Origin of the sequence: Aquimarina sp. U1-2 (genome assembly GCF_017897595.1) — a bacterium.
Classification (GTDB): Bacteria; Bacteroidota; Bacteroidia; order Flavobacteriales; family Flavobacteriaceae; genus Aquimarina.
On record NZ_JAGKIK010000021.1, the window covers coordinates 47,653 to 65,759 of the forward strand.

At 35.1% G+C, this 18,107-nt stretch carries 16 protein-coding genes; 7 read left to right on the forward strand and 9 right to left on the reverse strand.

Going from position 1 to position 18,107, the window contains the following annotated elements; all coding sequences use genetic code 11:
- Positions 1–72: 72 nt before the first annotated feature.
- The gene (locus J8281_RS17940; protein WP_210199042.1) at positions 73–1,569 is read right to left on the reverse strand and encodes a TrkH family potassium uptake protein; all 1,497 of its coding nucleotides are present in this window, start codon (positions 1,567–1,569) and stop codon (positions 73–75) included.
- A gap of 1 nt (position 1,570) precedes the next feature.
- Positions 1,571–2,920 carry a Trk system potassium transporter TrkA gene (gene trkA, locus J8281_RS17945; protein WP_210199043.1) on the reverse strand — a complete coding sequence of 450 codons (1,350 nt, stop codon included), beginning with the start codon at positions 2,918–2,920 and terminating at the stop codon, positions 1,571–1,573.
- Positions 2,921–3,107: 187 nt separating this feature from the next.
- Here trkA and ubiE point away from each other — a divergent pair, with 187 nt between their 5' ends.
- Together ubiE and J8281_RS17955 are read left to right on the forward strand one after the other, a co-directional pair.
- On the forward strand, positions 3,108–3,836 hold the full coding sequence (ubiE, locus tag J8281_RS17950; protein WP_210199044.1) for a bifunctional demethylmenaquinone methyltransferase/2-methoxy-6-polyprenyl-1,4-benzoquinol methylase UbiE: 729 nt from the start codon (positions 3,108–3,110) through the stop codon (positions 3,834–3,836).
- Positions 3,837–4,013: 177 nt separating this feature from the next.
- Positions 4,014–4,721, forward strand: coding sequence for a porin family protein (locus J8281_RS17955; protein ID WP_210199045.1), 708 nt, complete (start codon positions 4,014–4,016; stop codon positions 4,719–4,721).
- Position 4,722: 1 nt separating this feature from the next.
- On the opposite strand, the gene J8281_RS17960 is transcribed toward J8281_RS17955, so the two are convergent.
- Complete coding sequence (locus tag J8281_RS17960) at positions 4,723–5,463, reverse strand: RNA methyltransferase (RefSeq protein ID WP_210199046.1); 741 nt, start codon at positions 5,461–5,463, stop codon at positions 4,723–4,725.
- A 38-nt stretch (positions 5,464–5,501) separates the two neighbouring features.
- On the opposite strand from J8281_RS17960, the gene J8281_RS17965 reads away from it, so the two are divergent.
- The 5 genes from J8281_RS17965 (at position 5,502) to J8281_RS17985 (ending at position 13,238) form a co-directional block, all read left to right on the forward strand.
- The gene (locus tag J8281_RS17965) at positions 5,502–8,081 is read left to right on the forward strand and encodes a BamA/TamA family outer membrane protein (RefSeq protein WP_210199047.1); all 2,580 of its coding nucleotides are present in this window, start codon (positions 5,502–5,504) and stop codon (positions 8,079–8,081) included.
- 103 nt (positions 8,082–8,184) lie between these two features.
- A complete protein-coding gene (fbaA, locus tag J8281_RS17970) occupies positions 8,185–9,252 on the forward strand; it encodes a class II fructose-bisphosphate aldolase (protein WP_210199048.1) in 1,068 nt (355 codons plus the stop codon).
- 60 nt (positions 9,253–9,312) lie between these two features.
- The gene (gene accD, locus J8281_RS17975) at positions 9,313–10,170 is read left to right on the forward strand and encodes an acetyl-CoA carboxylase, carboxyltransferase subunit beta (RefSeq protein ID WP_210199049.1); all 858 of its coding nucleotides are present in this window, start codon (positions 9,313–9,315) and stop codon (positions 10,168–10,170) included.
- A gap of 391 nt (positions 10,171–10,561) precedes the next feature.
- The gene (rpsO, locus tag J8281_RS17980; RefSeq protein ID WP_140596714.1) at positions 10,562–10,831 is read left to right on the forward strand and encodes a 30S ribosomal protein S15; all 270 of its coding nucleotides are present in this window, start codon (positions 10,562–10,564) and stop codon (positions 10,829–10,831) included.
- Between the two features lie 223 nt (positions 10,832–11,054).
- Positions 11,055–13,238: a polyribonucleotide nucleotidyltransferase gene (locus tag J8281_RS17985; RefSeq protein WP_210199059.1), complete on the forward strand. Its 2,184-nt coding sequence runs from the start codon at positions 11,055–11,057 to the stop codon at positions 13,236–13,238.
- A gap of 239 nt (positions 13,239–13,477) precedes the next feature.
- On the opposite strand, the gene J8281_RS17990 is transcribed toward J8281_RS17985, so the two are convergent.
- The 6 genes from J8281_RS17990 to J8281_RS18015 all read right to left on the reverse strand — a co-directional run bounded on the left by J8281_RS17990 (position 13,478) and on the right by J8281_RS18015 (position 17,464).
- Positions 13,478–13,972 (reverse strand): hypothetical protein, encoded by a 495-nt coding sequence (locus J8281_RS17990; protein ID WP_210199050.1) that lies wholly within the window; start codon positions 13,970–13,972, stop codon positions 13,478–13,480.
- Positions 13,969–14,865: a hypothetical protein gene (locus J8281_RS17995; protein ID WP_210199051.1), complete on the reverse strand. Its 897-nt coding sequence runs from the start codon at positions 14,863–14,865 to the stop codon at positions 13,969–13,971. Before J8281_RS17995 ends, J8281_RS17990 begins: the two co-directional genes overlap by 4 nt.
- On the reverse strand, positions 14,849–15,379 hold the full coding sequence (locus J8281_RS18000; protein ID WP_210199052.1) for an SdpA family antimicrobial peptide system protein: 531 nt from the start codon (positions 15,377–15,379) through the stop codon (positions 14,849–14,851). The genes J8281_RS17995 and J8281_RS18000 overlap by 17 nt, the downstream gene beginning before the upstream one ends.
- An 11-nt stretch (positions 15,380–15,390) precedes the next feature.
- On the reverse strand, positions 15,391–16,263 hold the full coding sequence (locus J8281_RS18005; RefSeq protein WP_210199053.1) for a hypothetical protein: 873 nt from the start codon (positions 16,261–16,263) through the stop codon (positions 15,391–15,393).
- 311 nt (positions 16,264–16,574) lie between these two features.
- Positions 16,575–16,832 carry an HTH domain-containing protein gene (locus J8281_RS18010; RefSeq protein ID WP_210199054.1) on the reverse strand — a complete coding sequence of 86 codons (258 nt, stop codon included), beginning with the start codon at positions 16,830–16,832 and terminating at the stop codon, positions 16,575–16,577.
- Between the two features lie 296 nt (positions 16,833–17,128).
- Positions 17,129–17,464 (reverse strand): hypothetical protein, encoded by a 336-nt coding sequence (locus tag J8281_RS18015; protein WP_210199055.1) that lies wholly within the window; start codon positions 17,462–17,464, stop codon positions 17,129–17,131.
- Positions 17,465–18,107 lie beyond the last annotated feature (643 nt).

Sequence of the window (18,107 nt, forward strand, 5' to 3'; positions counted from 1 at the left end):
CAATATTCTATAGTTAAAACCCTACATATTTATCTTCTGATCTATAAAAGTGCAAATCGGGTTTTTTCTTGGTTAACGATTTCTCCAAAAAAAGGGAGTTAATAAAATGAGAACCGTAAAAAGTTCTAATCTTCCTATAAGCATCAGGAAACAACACCACCATTTTCCGAAGTCAGGGAGAACGTCAAAATTATTTACAGGACTCAATTTTCCAAATGCAGGACCTACATTGCCTAGAGATGATGCGGCTCCACCTATGGCTGTTTCAAAATCTAGCCCCAAAGCTCCTAATCCTACAGAGCCGATAATAAACGCTAACATATATAGTATAAAAAACGCTAGTATATTAAATACAATTTCTTTTGAGACTGCTTTTGTATTGTATCTAACCGGCAATACGGCTCTAGGGTGTAGTGTTCGTTTAAATTCTAAAATTCCATTACGAATAGTAATGAGATGTCTTACGACTTTCATCCCACCCGAGGTAGACCCGGCAGAACCACCTAAAAACATTAAACCAAAGAAAAAAATAGTTAAAAATGGAGTCCACATGGTAAAATCGGCACTTACAAATCCTGTGGTTGTCACTACCGCTAATACTTGAAATAATGAATGCCGAAAAGCACTTTCGGCTTCTCCCCAAACCATTGGATGATCAATAGAAGATATAGACACATCTGCTTTAAAATAAATCACTAAGGCAGCAATAATTGTAAACGAAACTGTAAAGAAAAAATAGAGTTTAAATTCTTCATCCTTTATAATTTTCTGAACCTTTCCTTTGAATCCAAAATAACTCAATATAAAATTCATACCGGCCAAAAACATAAATACAATGATAATGTATTGAATAAGGGGTTCATCATTCCAATACGCCACACTCGCATTTTTTGTTGAAAATCCTCCTGTTGACAATGTACTAAGTGCGTGGTTAATAGCATCAAAGAAATTCATCCCCGCGAGTTTCAAAAGAATAGTTTCTGCTGCGGTATAGCCAAAATAGATCAACCATAATCGTTTCGCCGTATCGGTAATTCTTGGATGCAATTTATCTGCATTTGGTCCCGGGGCTTCTGCTGCAAATAATTGCATCCCACCGATACCTAACAACGGTAAGATCGCTATGGCTAATACGATAATTCCCATTCCGCCGATCCAATGTGTAAGACTTCTCCAAAACAACACACCTTTAGGTATAATTTCAATATCATTTAGAATTGACGAACCTGTAGTGGTATATCCCGACATGGTTTCAAAAAAAGCATTTGTAAAGGTGGGTATCGCTCCAGAAAATAAATACGGCAGTGTCCCGCTTAAAGACATAAAAATCCATCCAAAAGTTACTACGATATACCCTTCACGCTTATTGATTTCCTTTTGATGCTCTCTAGTAAGAAACATAAGGGCAATACCTACAAACATGGTGGCCAATGCAGCCATCATAATTTCTACAGTAACACCATCTTTGTATATAAAACTCATCAACGCTGCAAGAAGCATAAATCCCCCGTTGCAGAGTAACAAGAGTCCCATAATATGAGATATAATCTTGAAATTTAATTTAGACATGTTATAGGAAGAGCTTTTCTATTTTCTTGATCGATTTAGGCAAACAGCATACTACAACACGATCTCCTGCCTGAATATAAAAATCGCCTAAGGCAATCATTCCTATACCATTTCTAATTACCCCTGCAATAATAGCTGATCTGGGAAAATCGAGATCTTTAATCAAATTATCACTGACTTCAGAAGTTGGTTTTACAATAAATTCAAGCAGCTCGGCATTCATATTATTGAGTTTGGTCATAGCAACCACCTCCCCTTTTCTAATGAACCTAAATATATTATTGGCCGCCAAAAGTTTTTTATTGATTAACGTATCAATCCCAATAGAGTGAGATAATTGAAAATAATCCATATTTTCGACCAAAGCGATAGTTTTTCGCACTCCTTTGGATTTGGCTACCAGACAAGACATGATATTAGTTTCAGAGTTTCCGGTTACTGCGATAAAGGCATCCATATCACCAATTCCCTCTTCTTGTAATAATTCGACGTTGCGACCATCACCATTAATAATTAGTGCATTTGGAAGATCATCTGCCAAATCAAAGGATTTTTCTTTATCTTTTTCTATAAGTTTAACTCTAAATTTATGGTCACAAAGGTCACAGGATGTTTTATGCCCAATATTACTCCCCCCAAGAATCATTACGTTCTTGATTTCTTCTTTGGTTTTGGCCGTTAATTTATACAGCTCTTCAACACCTCCTTTAGACGTAACAAAATAGACCTGATCCCCATCCTTAAAGGTAGTATCACCCCTGGGTATCAAGGTATATTGAGTCCCCGATCGTTGTATGGCAATAGGCATAAAATGTAATTCTGGAAATACTGCGGCTGCTTCTCTAACACTTTTACCAACGAATAAGGCTTCTGGTGATAATGTTGTACCTACCATGGTGAGCGCACCATCTTCAAACTCATAACTATCGTGAAATCCTGACTGATTTAGTAACAGTTCTATTTCGCTCGCTGCCAAGGCTTCTGGAGAGATTAATTCGTCGATACCAAATTTGGTAAAACCTACTTCTTCTTTATTCTCAATAAATTCTGTATTCGAAATTCGGGCTATTGTTCTTTTAGCTCCTAGCTGTTTTGCCAATACGCAGGCCGTAATATTTGTGGTCTCACTAGAGGTTACACCAATAACCATATCTACGTTTTCTACACGTGCCTCTTTTAAAATAGATATTGAAGTTGCATCTCCTTTAATCACCCGAATATCCAAATGAGTGTCTGCATAGTTGAGACATTCTTTATCGGTATCTATGAGAGTAATATCCTGTGATTCAAACGAGAGTAATTTTGCCAAATGAAATCCCACTTCACCAGCACCGGCAATAATGATTTTCATCGGTTATGTATATTGTTTTCCATCTAATGATATATCAACCTAAGACATCTTTGTATCATCTTAGCATATAAAAGCGTACAAAGATAATGCAAATTGGCTAACTAGTAAAATTTGATGGTGATCAAGTTAACACAATTCTATCTCTACTATCAATCTCAAAAATGTATATTTGCCTAAATTTTTTTAGATGTCCAAAAAGATAACTCCCTATAACGATACTTCAAGATCAAAAAAAGAGCAGGTTGCCGAGATGTTTGATACCATTTCTAAAAATTATGATGGATTAAACAGGGTTATTTCATTTGGTATTGATATACAATGGCGTAAAAAAGTGGTAAAATTGGTCAAAGAGACACAACCAAAATCTATTTTAGATGTAGCTACAGGAACGGGAGATCTCGCCATCAATTTATCCAAAACAGGAGCCGATCAGATTATTGGTTTAGACATCTCTACAGGAATGCTTGATGTAGGCAGAAACAAAATTAAAAACAAGCAGTTAGATAAGGTGATACAAATGGTAAAGGGTGATAGTGAAAACTTATCGTATGACGACAACTATTTTGATGCGATTACCGTAGCTTTTGGTGTACGAAATTTTGAAAATCTTGAAAAAGGACTTACCGAAATATACAGAGTATTAAAACCCGGAGGTATATTTGTTGTTCTAGAAACATCAATTCCCACAAAAACGCCTTACAAACAAGGGTACGCTTTCTATGCCACCAAAATACTACCGCGTATCGGCAGGATTTTTTCAAAAGACCAATCGGCTTATGCTTACTTAAGTGAAAGTGCTGCTGCTTTTCCATATGGTGAAGCGTTCAACAATATTTTAAAAAAAATTGGGTTTATAAATGTGGAAGATAAACCACAAACCTTTGGTGTGGCTACAATTTATAAAGCTTCAAAATAAAAGAAAACCTAGAACTAGGCGCTATACTAGTTACAGCCAATCTGTACAAGTTTGTACTTTTATAGCCTGTACACTGTCTTTGAGGTAAGCTCATAAGACATCAGTTGGAAACTAGTTTTTATTTCGAGGTAAGACTTGGAGCCTTTACATCTCGATTATCGAGTAAATTTTAAATAAATGAAAAGATTATTTATCCTTATTGTAATTTTAGTTTGCACTCAAGAGGTAAGTGCACAACTATTCTCTAAAGAAAAAGTACAAAACCTGCAAAATTTTGATAAACCAAGATTTAGCTGGGGATATATATTAGGATTAAATAGTTATGATTTTAACTTTGACTACACTAGTGATTTTGAAGACGAAGATATTACTGTAGACAAAACTGTAGGATTTAGTGTTGGGCTTTTGGGTAATATGAGAATAAACGATTACCTGGATCTAAGACTAGAGCCGATGGTGACTTTCACCCGCAGGGATATTACCTTTAATAATCCTCTTTTCACTTCTCAATTTGAATCTTTCAGAGAAGTAAGATCTACCTATGTGCACATTCCTCTACTGCTTAAAGTATCGGCAAAACGTTTAAATAACTTTAAACCTTTTATAGTGGGAGGTATATCTACCTCGATTAACTTGTCAAGTAATGAAGATAATCCTGATGATAATAATGCAGGAGAATTTAGAATGAAAACAAATACCAACTACTTTGAGATAGGTTTTGGAGTAGATTTGTATCTGTATTATTTCAAATTTACCCCGTCTATTCGAGGCGTATTTGCTATGTCTGACGAACTGGTACAAGACAATGATCCTAACAGCCCTTATACCTCAACCATAGATCAAATGTCGACCCGAGGAATTTTTATCAACTTCACCTTTCAATAATCTAACGTAAGGATACTCTTCGAAATTCGCTAAGTACCACAGCTGTAGCGGTAGCAACATTAAGACTTTCGGTTTCTTTATGGGTTCCAAATTGTGGTATGGTGATCATATCGGTTAACAAAGCTTCAATTTCTTTTCTTATTCCGTTAGCTTCATTTCCCATGACAATAACAGCTTGTTCTGGGACTATTTTTGAATATAAAGAATCACCTTGCATAAAGGTTCCAAAAAGCTGAGTATTCAATTTTTGTAAACTTAAAAACTCGGCCAGATCCAGATACGTAATATTCACTCTAGTTATCGAACCCATAGTCGCCTGAATAACCTTCGGATTATAACAATCTACAGTTTGTGTTGAACACACCAAATCGGGCACCCCAAACCAATCACATAAACGAATTATCGTTCCCAAATTACCAGGATCCCGAACATCGTCTAGAGCTATGACCAAACCAGATGTATCAATTTCTTTTGGTTCAGGGATACGAAAAACGGCCAAAGCTGTTTGCGGTGTAGTTAAAAAACTAATTTTCTTCAATTCGTCGAGGGTAATTGTGTGCATTACATCTTCTGTCACCTTAAAAACATCTTCATTTATCGTATAGAGTTGATGAAGAAGAAGACCGGCCGAAAGCAATTCGTTAATCACCTTTTTACCTTCTGCTACAAACAACCCGTGTTGTTTTCGGTACTTTTTTTGATATAAACTTTTTATAAGTTTCTTTTGGTTTTTGCTAACCATACAAATAATGTATTTTTGAATCCATAATCAATAAGGGATTGAAAGACTTTCTGACAAAAATATTATTTATAACCTTAATCACCACCTTTTTATTTTCGTGTAATGCGGTAAAAAGAGTTCCGGAGGATGAATATCTGCTAGAAAAAAACCTGATTTTTATAGATAGTGTCAAAACTAATGCTATAAAGCTCGAAAATCTATTGTATCAAGAACCCAATGCGAGATTAGCCGGTATCCCACTGCGTCTTCATGTCTATAATTTGGCTAGTGTAGATCGGGATTCGTTGTATAGAGATTGGTTACATCGCAAGCCCAATCGAAAAAAAAGAATGATCAACCTTCTTTCTAAAAAACAAATAGACCGATTAGGTGCAGGATTATCTACGATCAACCAATGGATCAAAAGCTCTGGAGAACCCCCGGTGATAGTTGATGAGTCAAAAGCAAGGCGCTCTGCAAAAAAACTACAGGCCTATTACTGGAACCATGGCTGGTTTAATGTAAAAACCGATTACAAAATTGATAAACGTGACGATAAAACAGCAATAGTTAATTATTTTGTAACACCAAAAGCACCTTACTTTATTGATTCTTTAAAAACGAAGATAACGTCTAATGTAGCAGATTCGATATATAAAGCCAATGCCGCAAATAGTACTATTATTACTGGTAAACAATATAAAACATTAGATTTAGAGTCAGAACGAGAGCGAGTTACCTCTCTTTTCCGTAATTCGGGCCTTTATCATTTTGAAAAAGAATTCATAAAATTTGATGCCGATACGGTGGGCACTAATCATAAAGTTAACCTTAACTTATTAATCAAAAATAGACCCGTAAGTTATGGTGATTCTACTGCCAGAGTACCTTTTAAAGTGCATAAGATAAGTCGAGTTAATGTATTTACAGATTATTCTTACGAAAATAGAAATAAAACTCCAAAAGATAGTACCTCTTACAATGGATACAAAATTTATGCTTATGATGAGATCAAGTATACCCGAAAAGCAATAGCCAACTCTATTCTTATCACTCCCGGAGAAATTTTTAAAGAAAGTGATCGAACGATTACCAATAACCAGATTAACAATTTGAGAACTTTTAAATATCCCAATATTACATACGATATAGATAAAAATGATATCACAGGAAAAAGTTTGATCGCTAATATTCGTTTAACACCAAAGAAGAAGTATAGTTTTAATGCGCAGTTTGATGTATCTACTTCTCAGATTCAGGCATTTGGTATTGGTTTTGGTGGGTCATTATTAATTAGAAACGTATTTGGAGGTGCAGAAATACTTGAAATTTCGGCGAGAGGAAGTATCGGTTCATCTAGCGATGCCGTAGATGGTGGGGAACGCTTTTTTAATATTTCAGAAGTAGGCACCGATGTACGCTTGTCATTTCCGAAAATTGTTTTTCCGATACGAACTAATAAAATTATTCCCAAGCGCATGTCTCCCACAACTAACCTTATTTTTGGGATTAACGTCCAGCAAAATATTGGCCTGGATCGACAAAATGCAACCGGCGTATTCAATTATCAATGGCGCCCCAATAAAAAGATATCGAATCAAATTGATATTGTTAATGTTCAATACGTTCGAAATTTAAATACGAATAATTACTTCAACATTTATAATACATCATTTACTGAGTTAAATACGATAGCACAAGACGTTTTAGAACCATCCTCTAGTTTCTTTTTTCAACCCGAAGACGGAGCTCCAACCATAGATAATGCCGTACTTACGATTCCTACAGGTGCTGAAGGGTTTATTCAAGAATCTCTAGGGCCCGATCGTGATGCAGATCTTACAGCTACCCAACTACAAGAAATACGTAATATTGATGAGCGAAAAACTAGATTAACCGAAGATAATTTGATTTTTGCGTCAAGTTATACGTTTACCAAAAACAATAAAGAAAATCTTTCTGATGAAGACTATTCTAGATTCAGGGTAAAGTTTGAATTTGCCGGGAATGTTTTGAATGCCATTTCTAATATTGCAGAATTACAAGAAAACTCTAGAGACCGTTTCGAGATCTTTGGTGTAGAATTTTCGCAATATGCCAAGACCGAACTGGATTATATCAAGCATTGGGATTTAGGCAGAAAAAATATTGTGGCTTTCAGGTATTTTGGAGGTGTGGCTATCCCCTACGGAAATGCGAATAGTATCCCTTTTGCACGAAGTTTCTTTGGTGGCGGACCAAATGATAACCGTGCATGGCTAGCCTATGATTTGGGTCCGGGTAGTACTCGAAGCCGAAACGAATTTAACGAGGCCAACCTAAAACTAGCTGCAAACCTAGAATACCGTTACAATATTCTAGGTGCTTTAAACGGAGCTTTTTTTATCGACGCCGGAAACATATGGAATGTGCTAGACAATGTTGAAGATGAAGATGCTGTTTTTTCGCGACTCGATGATTTACAGGAAATCGCTGTAGGTTCTGGTTTCGGACTTCGATATGATTTTGATTTTTTTGTGATACGACTAGATATCGGATTTAAAACCTTTAACCCCGCCAACGACGAAGATCAAAGATGGTTTAAAGGATATCGATTTTCTGAAGCTGTTTATAATTTCGGTATTAATTATCCCTTTTAAGCTCGGTATCCGAGTTTACTATACCCGTGCAAAGATTGTTGCATTCGTATTTGTTTCTGTATTATTTTATTATTTTTGTAAGCTTATAAACCAAAACTAAATTATGAGTCACAACATCAAACCAGGAGTTGCTACAGGGGACGAAGTACAAGAAATTTTTAAATATGCCAAAGAAAAAGCTTTTGCATTACCCGCAGTAAATGTGATAGGATCTAATTCTATTAATGGAGTTCTAGAAACCGCTGCAACATTAAACTCCCCGGTAATTATACAATTCTCTAATGGTGGAGCACAATTTAATGCAGGAAAAGGTCTTTCTAATGAAGATCAAAAAGCAGCAATAGCCGGTGCAGTAGCAGGTGCAAAACATGTGCACTTATTGTCTGAAGCGTATGGTGTGCCTGTTATCTTACATACAGATCACTGTGCCAAAAAGTTGCTTCCCTGGATTGATGGGTTATTAAATGCCGGAGAACAATTTTACAAAGAAAATGGAAAACCACTCTATAGTTCTCATATGTTAGATCTATCTGAAGAGCCTATCGAAGAAAATATTGAAATTTGCAAAAAGTACCTTACTCGAATGAGTAAAATGGGGATGACCCTAGAAATAGAACTTGGGATTACCGGTGGTGAAGAAGATGGCGTTGATAATAGCGATGTAGACGATTCTAAACTATATACACAACCTGAAGAAGTTGCATATGCCTATGAAGAACTAAGCAAAGTAAGTGATAAATTTACTGTAGCTGCTGCTTTTGGGAATGTTCATGGTGTGTATAAACCAGGTAATGTGAAGCTTACCCCTAAAATCCTTAAGAACTCGCAAGAATTTGTCTCTAACAAGTACGGGGTTGGTCATAATCATATCGATTTCGTATTTCATGGTGGTAGTGGTTCTTCAGTAGAAGAAATAAGAGAAGCCATAGGATATGGTGTGATTAAAATGAATATTGATACCGATCTTCAGTTTGCATTTAACGAAGGAATTCGAGATTATATGATGAATAATATTGAGTATTTAAAAACACAAATTGGTAATCCCGAAGGCGCTGAAGAACCCAATAAAAAATATTACGATCCCAGAAAATGGCTTAGAGAAGGCGAAATTACGTTTAAGAACCGTTTAAAGAAAGCGTTCGAAGATTTAAATAATGTGAATACGTTATAACAAAAAATACCAAGCTGAAACTACACCCAGATAGTTTCAGCTTTTTTAATATACGAATATATGGCTTGGTTTAAAAGAACACAAAAAGGTATACAAACCGCTACCGAAGATAAAAAGGATGTCCCTAAAGGACTCTGGTATAAATCCCCTACCGGAAAAATTGTAGATGCCGAACAACTTGAAAAAAACTTCTATGTTAGTCCCGAAGATGGATATCATGTAAGAATTGGAAGTAAAGAATATTTCGAAATTTTATTTGATGATAATCAATTCAAAGAATTAGATAAAAATTTATCATCTAAGGATCCGCTTAAATTTGAAGACAAGAAAAAATATGTAGATCGTCTTAAAGAAGCAGAAGAAAAAACAGATCTCAAAGATGCTGTTCGAACGGCTGTAGGAAAATCTAACGGAAACGATCTTGTCATCGCCTGTATGGATTTTTCATTTATTGGAGGATCTATGGGTAGTGTAGTTGGTGAAAAAATAGCACGGGCTGCAGATTATTCTTTAGAACACAAAATTCCTTTCATGATTATTTCAAAATCAGGAGGAGCTCGTATGATGGAGGCTGCTTTATCTTTAATGCAATTGGCAAAAACCTCGTCAAAATTGGCACAATTGGCAGATGCGCACATTCCATATATCTCTTTATGCACAGATCCTACCACAGGAGGCACGACCGCTTCGTTTGCCATGTTGGGAGATATTAATATCGCCGAACCAGGAGCATTAATTGGTTTTGCTGGTCCGCGTGTAGTTCGAGATACAACAGGACAAGAATTGCCAGAAGGATTTCAAACTTCAGAGTTTTTATTAGATCATGGATTTTTAGACTTTATCACTCCGAGACAAGAATTAAAACAAAAGGTGAATTTGTACCTCGATTTGATCCTTAATAGACCTTTGTCAAATTAGACTTGTAAAAGTCAGTTGATAAATACGGAAGGGCTTAAATTCAGTAATTTAAAATCTTATCATATGTCCGTTTGAGTACTTCGACTGCGCTCAGCATAGACTAAAGTCGATAACTTTTCGTCTTTGTAAAATAGGTTTCGATTGAGCCTGTCCTGAGCTTTGATGAAGGGCTCAATTAGACAGTAGTATAGTGTCTTATTCTTATAAGTAACTAAGTACTGACCTATATGTACTTAAATAACAAACGAAAAAAAATGTTTCTACTATAAAATGTTTTTCTAACATTAAAAAAGATTATATTTGCACGCTGATAGCGAGATGTTATCGACGAACTCATTTAAAAAAAGAGTAAACGAGTTCAATACATAAAAATCATTTAAATAATATTGGAATGTATCTAACAAAAGAAATTAAAGAAGAAATCTTCGCAAAACACGGAAAAGATAAAAATGACAGTGGTTCTGCAGAAGGTCAAATTGCATTATTTACGCACAGAATTACGCACCTTACCGAGCACTTAAAAAAGAATCGTAAAGATTTTAATACAGAGCGTTCGTTAGTAAAACTCGTAGGTAAACGTAGAGATCTATTAGATTACTTAAAGAAAAAAGATATCATGAGATATCGTGCAATTGTAAAAGAATTAGGATTAAGAAAATAATTAAAAAGAGGCCTCGTGCCTCTTTTTTTATCAACATAATAATTAAAAAAAGCATCTATATTACGTGTAGATGTATGCCTTAGTTTTTCATTGGTCGCGCAATTACTACAACAACACAACCTTGTCCGTCCGAGTTAGACGGAAACCAATGTTTAATTATATCTGCCAGTCTCTACATAACGTAAAGGCTTATAAATTGGCAGATAAGAATCAAAAAAATAATATGATTCCAAAAGTGTATAGAGAGGTCATAGACCTTGGTGATGGTAGAGAAATCTCTATCGAAACCGGAAAATTAGCAAAACAGGCTCATGGTTCTGTAGTTGTACAATCAGGTAAATGTATGTTGCTTTGTACTGTAGTGTCTAACTACAAGCAAAGTGATGTAGATTTTTTACCGCTAACTGTGGACTATAGAGAAAAATTTGCAGCCTCAGGTAGATATCCTGGTGGTTTTTTTAAGAGAGAAGCCAGACCTAGTGACGGAGAAGTGCTTACCATGCGTTTGGTAGACCGAGTGCTACGCCCACTTTTTCCAAAGGACTATCATGCAGAAACTCAGGTAATGATTCAACTAATGTCTCATGACGAGAACGTAATGCCTGATGCCATGGCTGGATTAGCAGCATCTGCAGCAATACAGTTATCAGATTTCCCATTTGAGTGTGCCATTTCAGAAGTTCGCGTAGGAAGAATAAACGGAGAATTTATCATCAATCCAACCAGAGCTCAATTAGAAGAGTCTGATATAGACATGGTAATTGGAGCTTCCGCAGACTCTGTAATGATGGTAGAAGGTGAAATGGATGAGATTTCTGAAGAAGAAATGGTAGAAGCTATACAATTTGCTCACGAAGCTATTAAAGTTCAATGTGCCGCGCAATTAAAACTAGCCGAAGCCTTCGGTAAAAAGGAAACACGTGAATATGACCCAGAGCGAGCAGATGAAGCATTAGCGAAAAAAATACATGATATGGCTTACGACAAAGTATATGCCGTAGCCAAAGCAGGATCTGCAAAACATGAACGAAGCTCAGCATTTTCAGAAATCAAAGAAGAAATCAAAGCCACATTTTCTGAAGAAGAGTTAGAAGATTTTGGAGATTTGGTGTCTAAATATTATCACAAAGCCGAAAAAGAGGCCGTACGTGACTTAACCCTTAACGAAGGGCTTCGTCTAGACGGTAGAAAAACTACAGAAATACGACCAATTTGGTGCGAGGTAGATTACTTACCGTCAACACACGGGTCTTCTATTTTTACAAGAGGGGAAACGCAAGCGTTGGCAACAGTAACTTTAGGAACTTCTAGAGAAGCGAATCAAATAGATATGCCATCATATGAAGGAGAAGAAACTTTTTATTTACATTACAACTTCCCTCCTTTTTCTACAGGTGAAGCCAGACCAATTCGAGGTACTTCCCGAAGAGAAGTAGGACACGGTAATTTGGCACAGCGTGCATTAAAAGGCATGATTCCTGAAGATTGCCCATATACTGTTCGAGTTGTTTCAGAAGTATTAGAATCTAACGGTTCCTCTTCTATGGCGACGGTTTGTTCTGGTACTATGGCACTAATGGATGCTGGTGTACAATTAAAAAAACCAGTTTCAGGTATTGCGATGGGTCTGATCTCTGATAGTGAAACCGGAAAATACGCCGTATTATCTGATATTTTAGGGGATGAAGATCATTTGGGCGACATGGACTTTAAAGTTACGGGTACAGCTGATGGTATTACCGCTTGTCAAATGGATATTAAAGTTAAAGGTTTATCGTATGAAATTTTGGTTAATGCCTTAAAACAAGCTGCCGATGGTCGTTTGCACATCCTGAATAAATTGACAGAAACTATTGCCACACCAAATGCTGAAGTAAAAGCACATGCGCCAAAGATGGTAACCCGCACTATTCCTGGAGAATATATTGGTGCATTAATTGGCCCTGGCGGAAAAGTGATTCAGGAACTGCAAAAAGAAACCAATACTACCATAGTGATTAACGAAGATCCTGTGACTGAAGAAGGCAATGTCGAAATTTTAGGTACCGATCAAGAAGGAATTGAGAAGGTGTTGGCAAAAATAGATGCTATTATTTTTAAACCAGAAGTAGGAAGTGTGTATGAGGTTAAAGTCATTAAAATATTAGATTTTGGTGCTGTTGTAGAGTATACTGAAGCACCCGGTAACGAAGTTTTACTTCATATCTCTGAGTTAGCCTGGGAACGCACCAATACTGTGACCGATGTGGTAAATATTGGAGATATTATGGACGTGAAGTATTTTGGTATAGATTCCAGAACACGTAAAGAAAAGGTATCTAGAAAAGCGTTACTACCTCGACCTCCACGACCCGAAGGCGACAAATCCAAAGGGGATAGAAAACCCAGAGATAAAAAGGAAAATTAACTTCAAGATATTTCTAAACAAGCCTGAAAAGTTTACTGCTTTTCAGGCTTTTTTTGTTTTAGGTCACTTAAACCTGGTTTATTCTGATTAACTAATCGATTTTCCGTCTACTTATTCATAGCATCTTGTATTTCATTCCAAAAAGCTTCCAGAGCTAAAGGCTATGCAAAAATTTTAAAATTGTGTAGAAGAAGATGACAACAGAACATCTTTAGCCTATTTATATACTCATTTTTGGCTTAAGAGGGTACTGCAATAGCTTGATCGATGAACTTATCTGAAATTACCGGATGATTTTGAGCAAATTCCTTAAAAGCTTCAATATCCTTAATCGAAAACGCAATTTTCTTCCCATTCTTTTTATGAACTACCATAAGTGTATCTGAATCCATAACATACCCCCATCCATTTTTAAACGAATACCGAAGTCCCCAGCCGCCATATGTACTTAATGCTTTCGCTTTTACTAACTCTATCTTGTGAATATTGTTCCACTTTAAATGTTTTGTAGCTATTATGGGTGACAAGCGGTAGCTTATATTTTGATGGTTCATAGTGATTTTTAATTTAAGAAAATAGCAGAGAAGCGCAACTAAGACAATGATCGCTATGGCCAAAACATCAAAAAAATCAATAGTAGTATTCCATAGTATAGCACCTATTGGAATTAGTGGAATTACTAAAATCAAGAACGTAAATTTTGGTAATCTGGAAGTATCCTGAAATGAATTCATATTTGTTTTTTTAATTGTGTGAAACTTATTTTAATAAAATTTAAATTCTCCTGTATTGATTTGTCTAATCGAAAACAATATAAAATTAATCCTGCGCTCATTGCTAAAAAAAATGTAGGTAGACCATGTATTAAAATTATGAAAAAATGAAATATAATTCCTAAAATGAAAAATATATATTTTTTATCTTGTTTTAAAAATAAAGTTATAAATAGCGATAACTCTAAAAAAATAACACCCCAATTGATGAAACTAACAGAATATTTATTGGTAAACAAAAACCCTATAGAATTTTTAACCCAAATGGGAGCACCAAATGTTGTATCATAAAACCAATAATAAACCGCAGTCCCGCTATCCCACTCGGCTGCAAATATTTTGGATATACCAGCATTTAAGTATAATACTGCCATTTGCACAGCTATAAAAAGTAAAGCACATTTTGCATTGTAATACCAAAAACCTTTTCTATGATCAGGTTTAACTTTCGTTCTGATCATTTTCCAACCATTTGACCTTGTATCTAAAATACAAACAGGAATCATTAATAGTGACAGAATGACGGATATCTGATCTCCTCCTTCTACAATTAACATTGTATGAAAAACCGAATATGTAACCCAACTTTGTACTATAGAGAGATAGCGGGGGAAAAATCCACATATAGCTATAATCAATGAAACAATGGAGAAATAATAAGGAATAGACAAATTTTCGAACCATAGAAAATAATTAAGTTTCATCAAACCACTAGCGTTATCCTTAATTTCCAAAATATGATGTTCCGGAAATAAATCTGACATTGTATTAAATAAAAGGGTAATGATAATGCCTGTGGCCAATAATGCTCTAGCTAAAGTAATGGTATTATTGCTATTAATTCGATGTATCATAATCTAGTAATTTGATTCGAACAAATTTAGTTGGATTAAAAGCTTCTTGATTTTGATTTGCCCAAACAAAAGGTACTGGGCGAAAGACCTTAAAGATATACTCCCCTTCTGTTAAATACGTATTTTTAATTGTACTTTTTATAACTTTTATCGAATCATGAATATGATCTTGTAACAGGTTAGAGTTATTTTGAACCCAATTCTTTTGCGTTATACCTGAACTGATTACAGAAGCTTCATACCCTATCATTCTTACTTTTCTGGATAATCCAAACGCATTTGAAAAGGAATGATTGCTAACATCTATTTTTTTAAATTCACCATTTTCCATTTTTTTATAGACTTCCATTAGAAGGTCTCGGGGATTCTTTGTGAAGAATCCCCAGCCTTCTGGAAAAGCATAACTGATTTGCCTTTGAATAGTACTATCTATAAGTATTTGATTGGCAAATGACGAAAAAAAAACTAGGATTGCGCCAATCAACCAAATCGAAAAAACTACTCTTTTAATCATCGTTATTTATTTTAGTTTCCTTGTATAGTGCTATTTATTGCTGCAATAAATCTTTCTTGTTCTATGCTAGGCGTATTATTTACTGAATCACAGGGCCTGTCCTCCGTAGTTGGATCATCTGCTCCGCAGTCTTCGCCTCCACCTCCGCCCCAATAGGCGACTTTAAAATATACACTATATACTGCTACCGCAATAGAAACAGCTCCTGCAATTGCATACGCTATAGCGACAGCACCTGCAAAAACCAAGGCTTGAGGATCATCATGCTCTTCAATTTTTAAATTTTTACTTACATTATCGAAGATTTGGTTTAGTTGATTTCTATCCTCTGTTTTTGATATATCCAAAGTAGAAAGTTTATTTTTAAGGTCTTCATCTTCTTCTATAGCTCTTCCTATAGCGGTTGCTCTTTTGAAATTAGGGGATAATGACAGCGACTGATTGATTAATTTAGCAGACCGGTGCATCATTCTGTTCATAGCATACAAGTTACCTGATTTAAAAACTTTTTCAAATTTTTCAAAAAAACCAGGATCTTCTTTTAATATAAAATCAGTCGTGAAACTGGCCATTTCACTCATAGATTCTTCTACTGATTTTATTTTAGTATGCGTATCCTTTGCTTGATCAAAATTTAATTTTTCAATAAACTTTTCAATCATTATTTTACCGTCTCGTAAGGGTTTCACATCATCAGCAATTTTATTTTGATAAAAGAATAAACCAGCAAATAGCTCTTGCCCGCTATATTTCATATATTCTGATTGTAATCCTATTTCAGTATTTTCACTGTAATCATCTTGGTAACAGCTTACAAATAGTACCATAAGTGACATTGTCATAAGCGTATAAAAATTATTCGAAATTTTTTTAATTCTTTTCATGAGTTTTAGTTTTATTAGTTACCTACTCTATTAAAGGCTTTTCAGTTTCCGCCTTAACGCCGCGCAACGTCTTTTTTTATTGCTCAGTACACTGTATTATTACTAAGGTTTTTGTCATCTTTCCTTTCGCCTTTAACCCTCTTCCAATGTGAGAAGGAGTTGGCTTGTTACTTTTACATTTTAGATTTATCAGTTTTTCATTTTTCATTTCTTCCATTCATCATTCTGAATTCGAAATTCTAAATTAAAACACCTCCTCAAGGAGAGCATACTCCAATAATTACTTTCTACTTCATACTTTGTACTATGTACTAAATACCAGGTGCTACCATCGGCTCGCTATAAAACCCAAACCGAAAGCCTACTGCTTTTTCATATACAAAACTTTTTAGTTCATGCTGGTAGGTGATTGGGGCATTGAGATTTTTCATTACACTAAGCGTTCGGTATAACGTAGCTTTTGAAACACCCAACCTATTAGCGAGAGCTTCGGGTGTGCCTCTAGCTTGCATCCTGATCAACCGATCGATACGGGCGATGGTTTCTATTTGATTGTTGATGATTTTCATGATTATTGATGATTTGATGGTTTTTAATGTTTCCCTTTTTATTTAGTAATGAGTGTTAAGTATTGTGTACAAAGATTTTCTGTCGTCTTTCTCTCGCCCTGATCCTCTCAAGTAGGGATAAGGAACTTACTTGTTACTTTTATATTTTTCATTTTAACTTTTACATTTCTTACGTTCATCATTCTGAATTCTGAATTCAAAGCACCTCACTTGCCCTTTGCTAGGAGGAAATCCAAAGTGATAAGTCATAAACTCTACACTCATCACTCACATACTCAAATACTAATTACTTTATACTAACTCCCACATTTCCCCAACAAAAAGAGATTCCTCGCCTTGTAGATCAATTGTACTGCTTCTTCGCTAGTTTTTTGCTTGTCATACAGTTTATGAATCCATAAGTAAAGAATAATCTCATACCGGCTATGGTGCACCAGGTTATACATAAACTGATCGAGTTTAAGGTGCAGGGCGTGTATGGTATCAACTAGAAATTGACTGCGGGTATTGTATGTAAAATGATTCATGGGTTTGATGATTTGTGGGTTTGTTGGAGTCAAATGTAGGGGATTGTATGGGTGGGATGCAAGGGGGATAAATCCAGATTCATGAATTTGGAGTTCCCAATTCACGAATTTGGATTACTTAAAGTAGCATTTCTACAAATTGAGCTTAGGATAATTTTAAAAGATTCATAGCAAATGCATTAGCCTAAAGTATTTTTTACTTGTTACAAAGAATATTTAGATAAAATATGAGTTTATACAGATTGCGTCTTTTTTTGTTTATTTGTTTCTTAATCTTTTAAAGATGATAAATTTGAAAGTAATCCAAATACTATTTTACTTTGTTCACATATTACTTATCTCCCAGGAGTCAAAAGATTCAAAGGAATTTAATTCAATTACTAATAGAGATTACAAGTTTATCAGGCAAATGTATCTTAAAAGTAAACCTGATTCCATACTCTTAAAATATTATGGTAATACCTATATCTGTAAAGCTAAACTTGAAAATAACACTAAAGAACTAATCAGAGGCTATGAGTTAATGTCATACCTGTACAGTAATGAAACTGGACTAAAATATGTTGATAGCATACTTTCCATTACTCAGCAATTTCCAAATAAAAAATTCAAAGCTAGAGGATTATAATTCCCCCCAAAATTAGGGCAGTAAATTAAGTTCAAAAAATGATTAAATTTACTGTATTATGACACGAAGAAAATTTACTTCAAAATTCAAGACAAAAGTTGTTTTAGAAGCTTTAAAAGA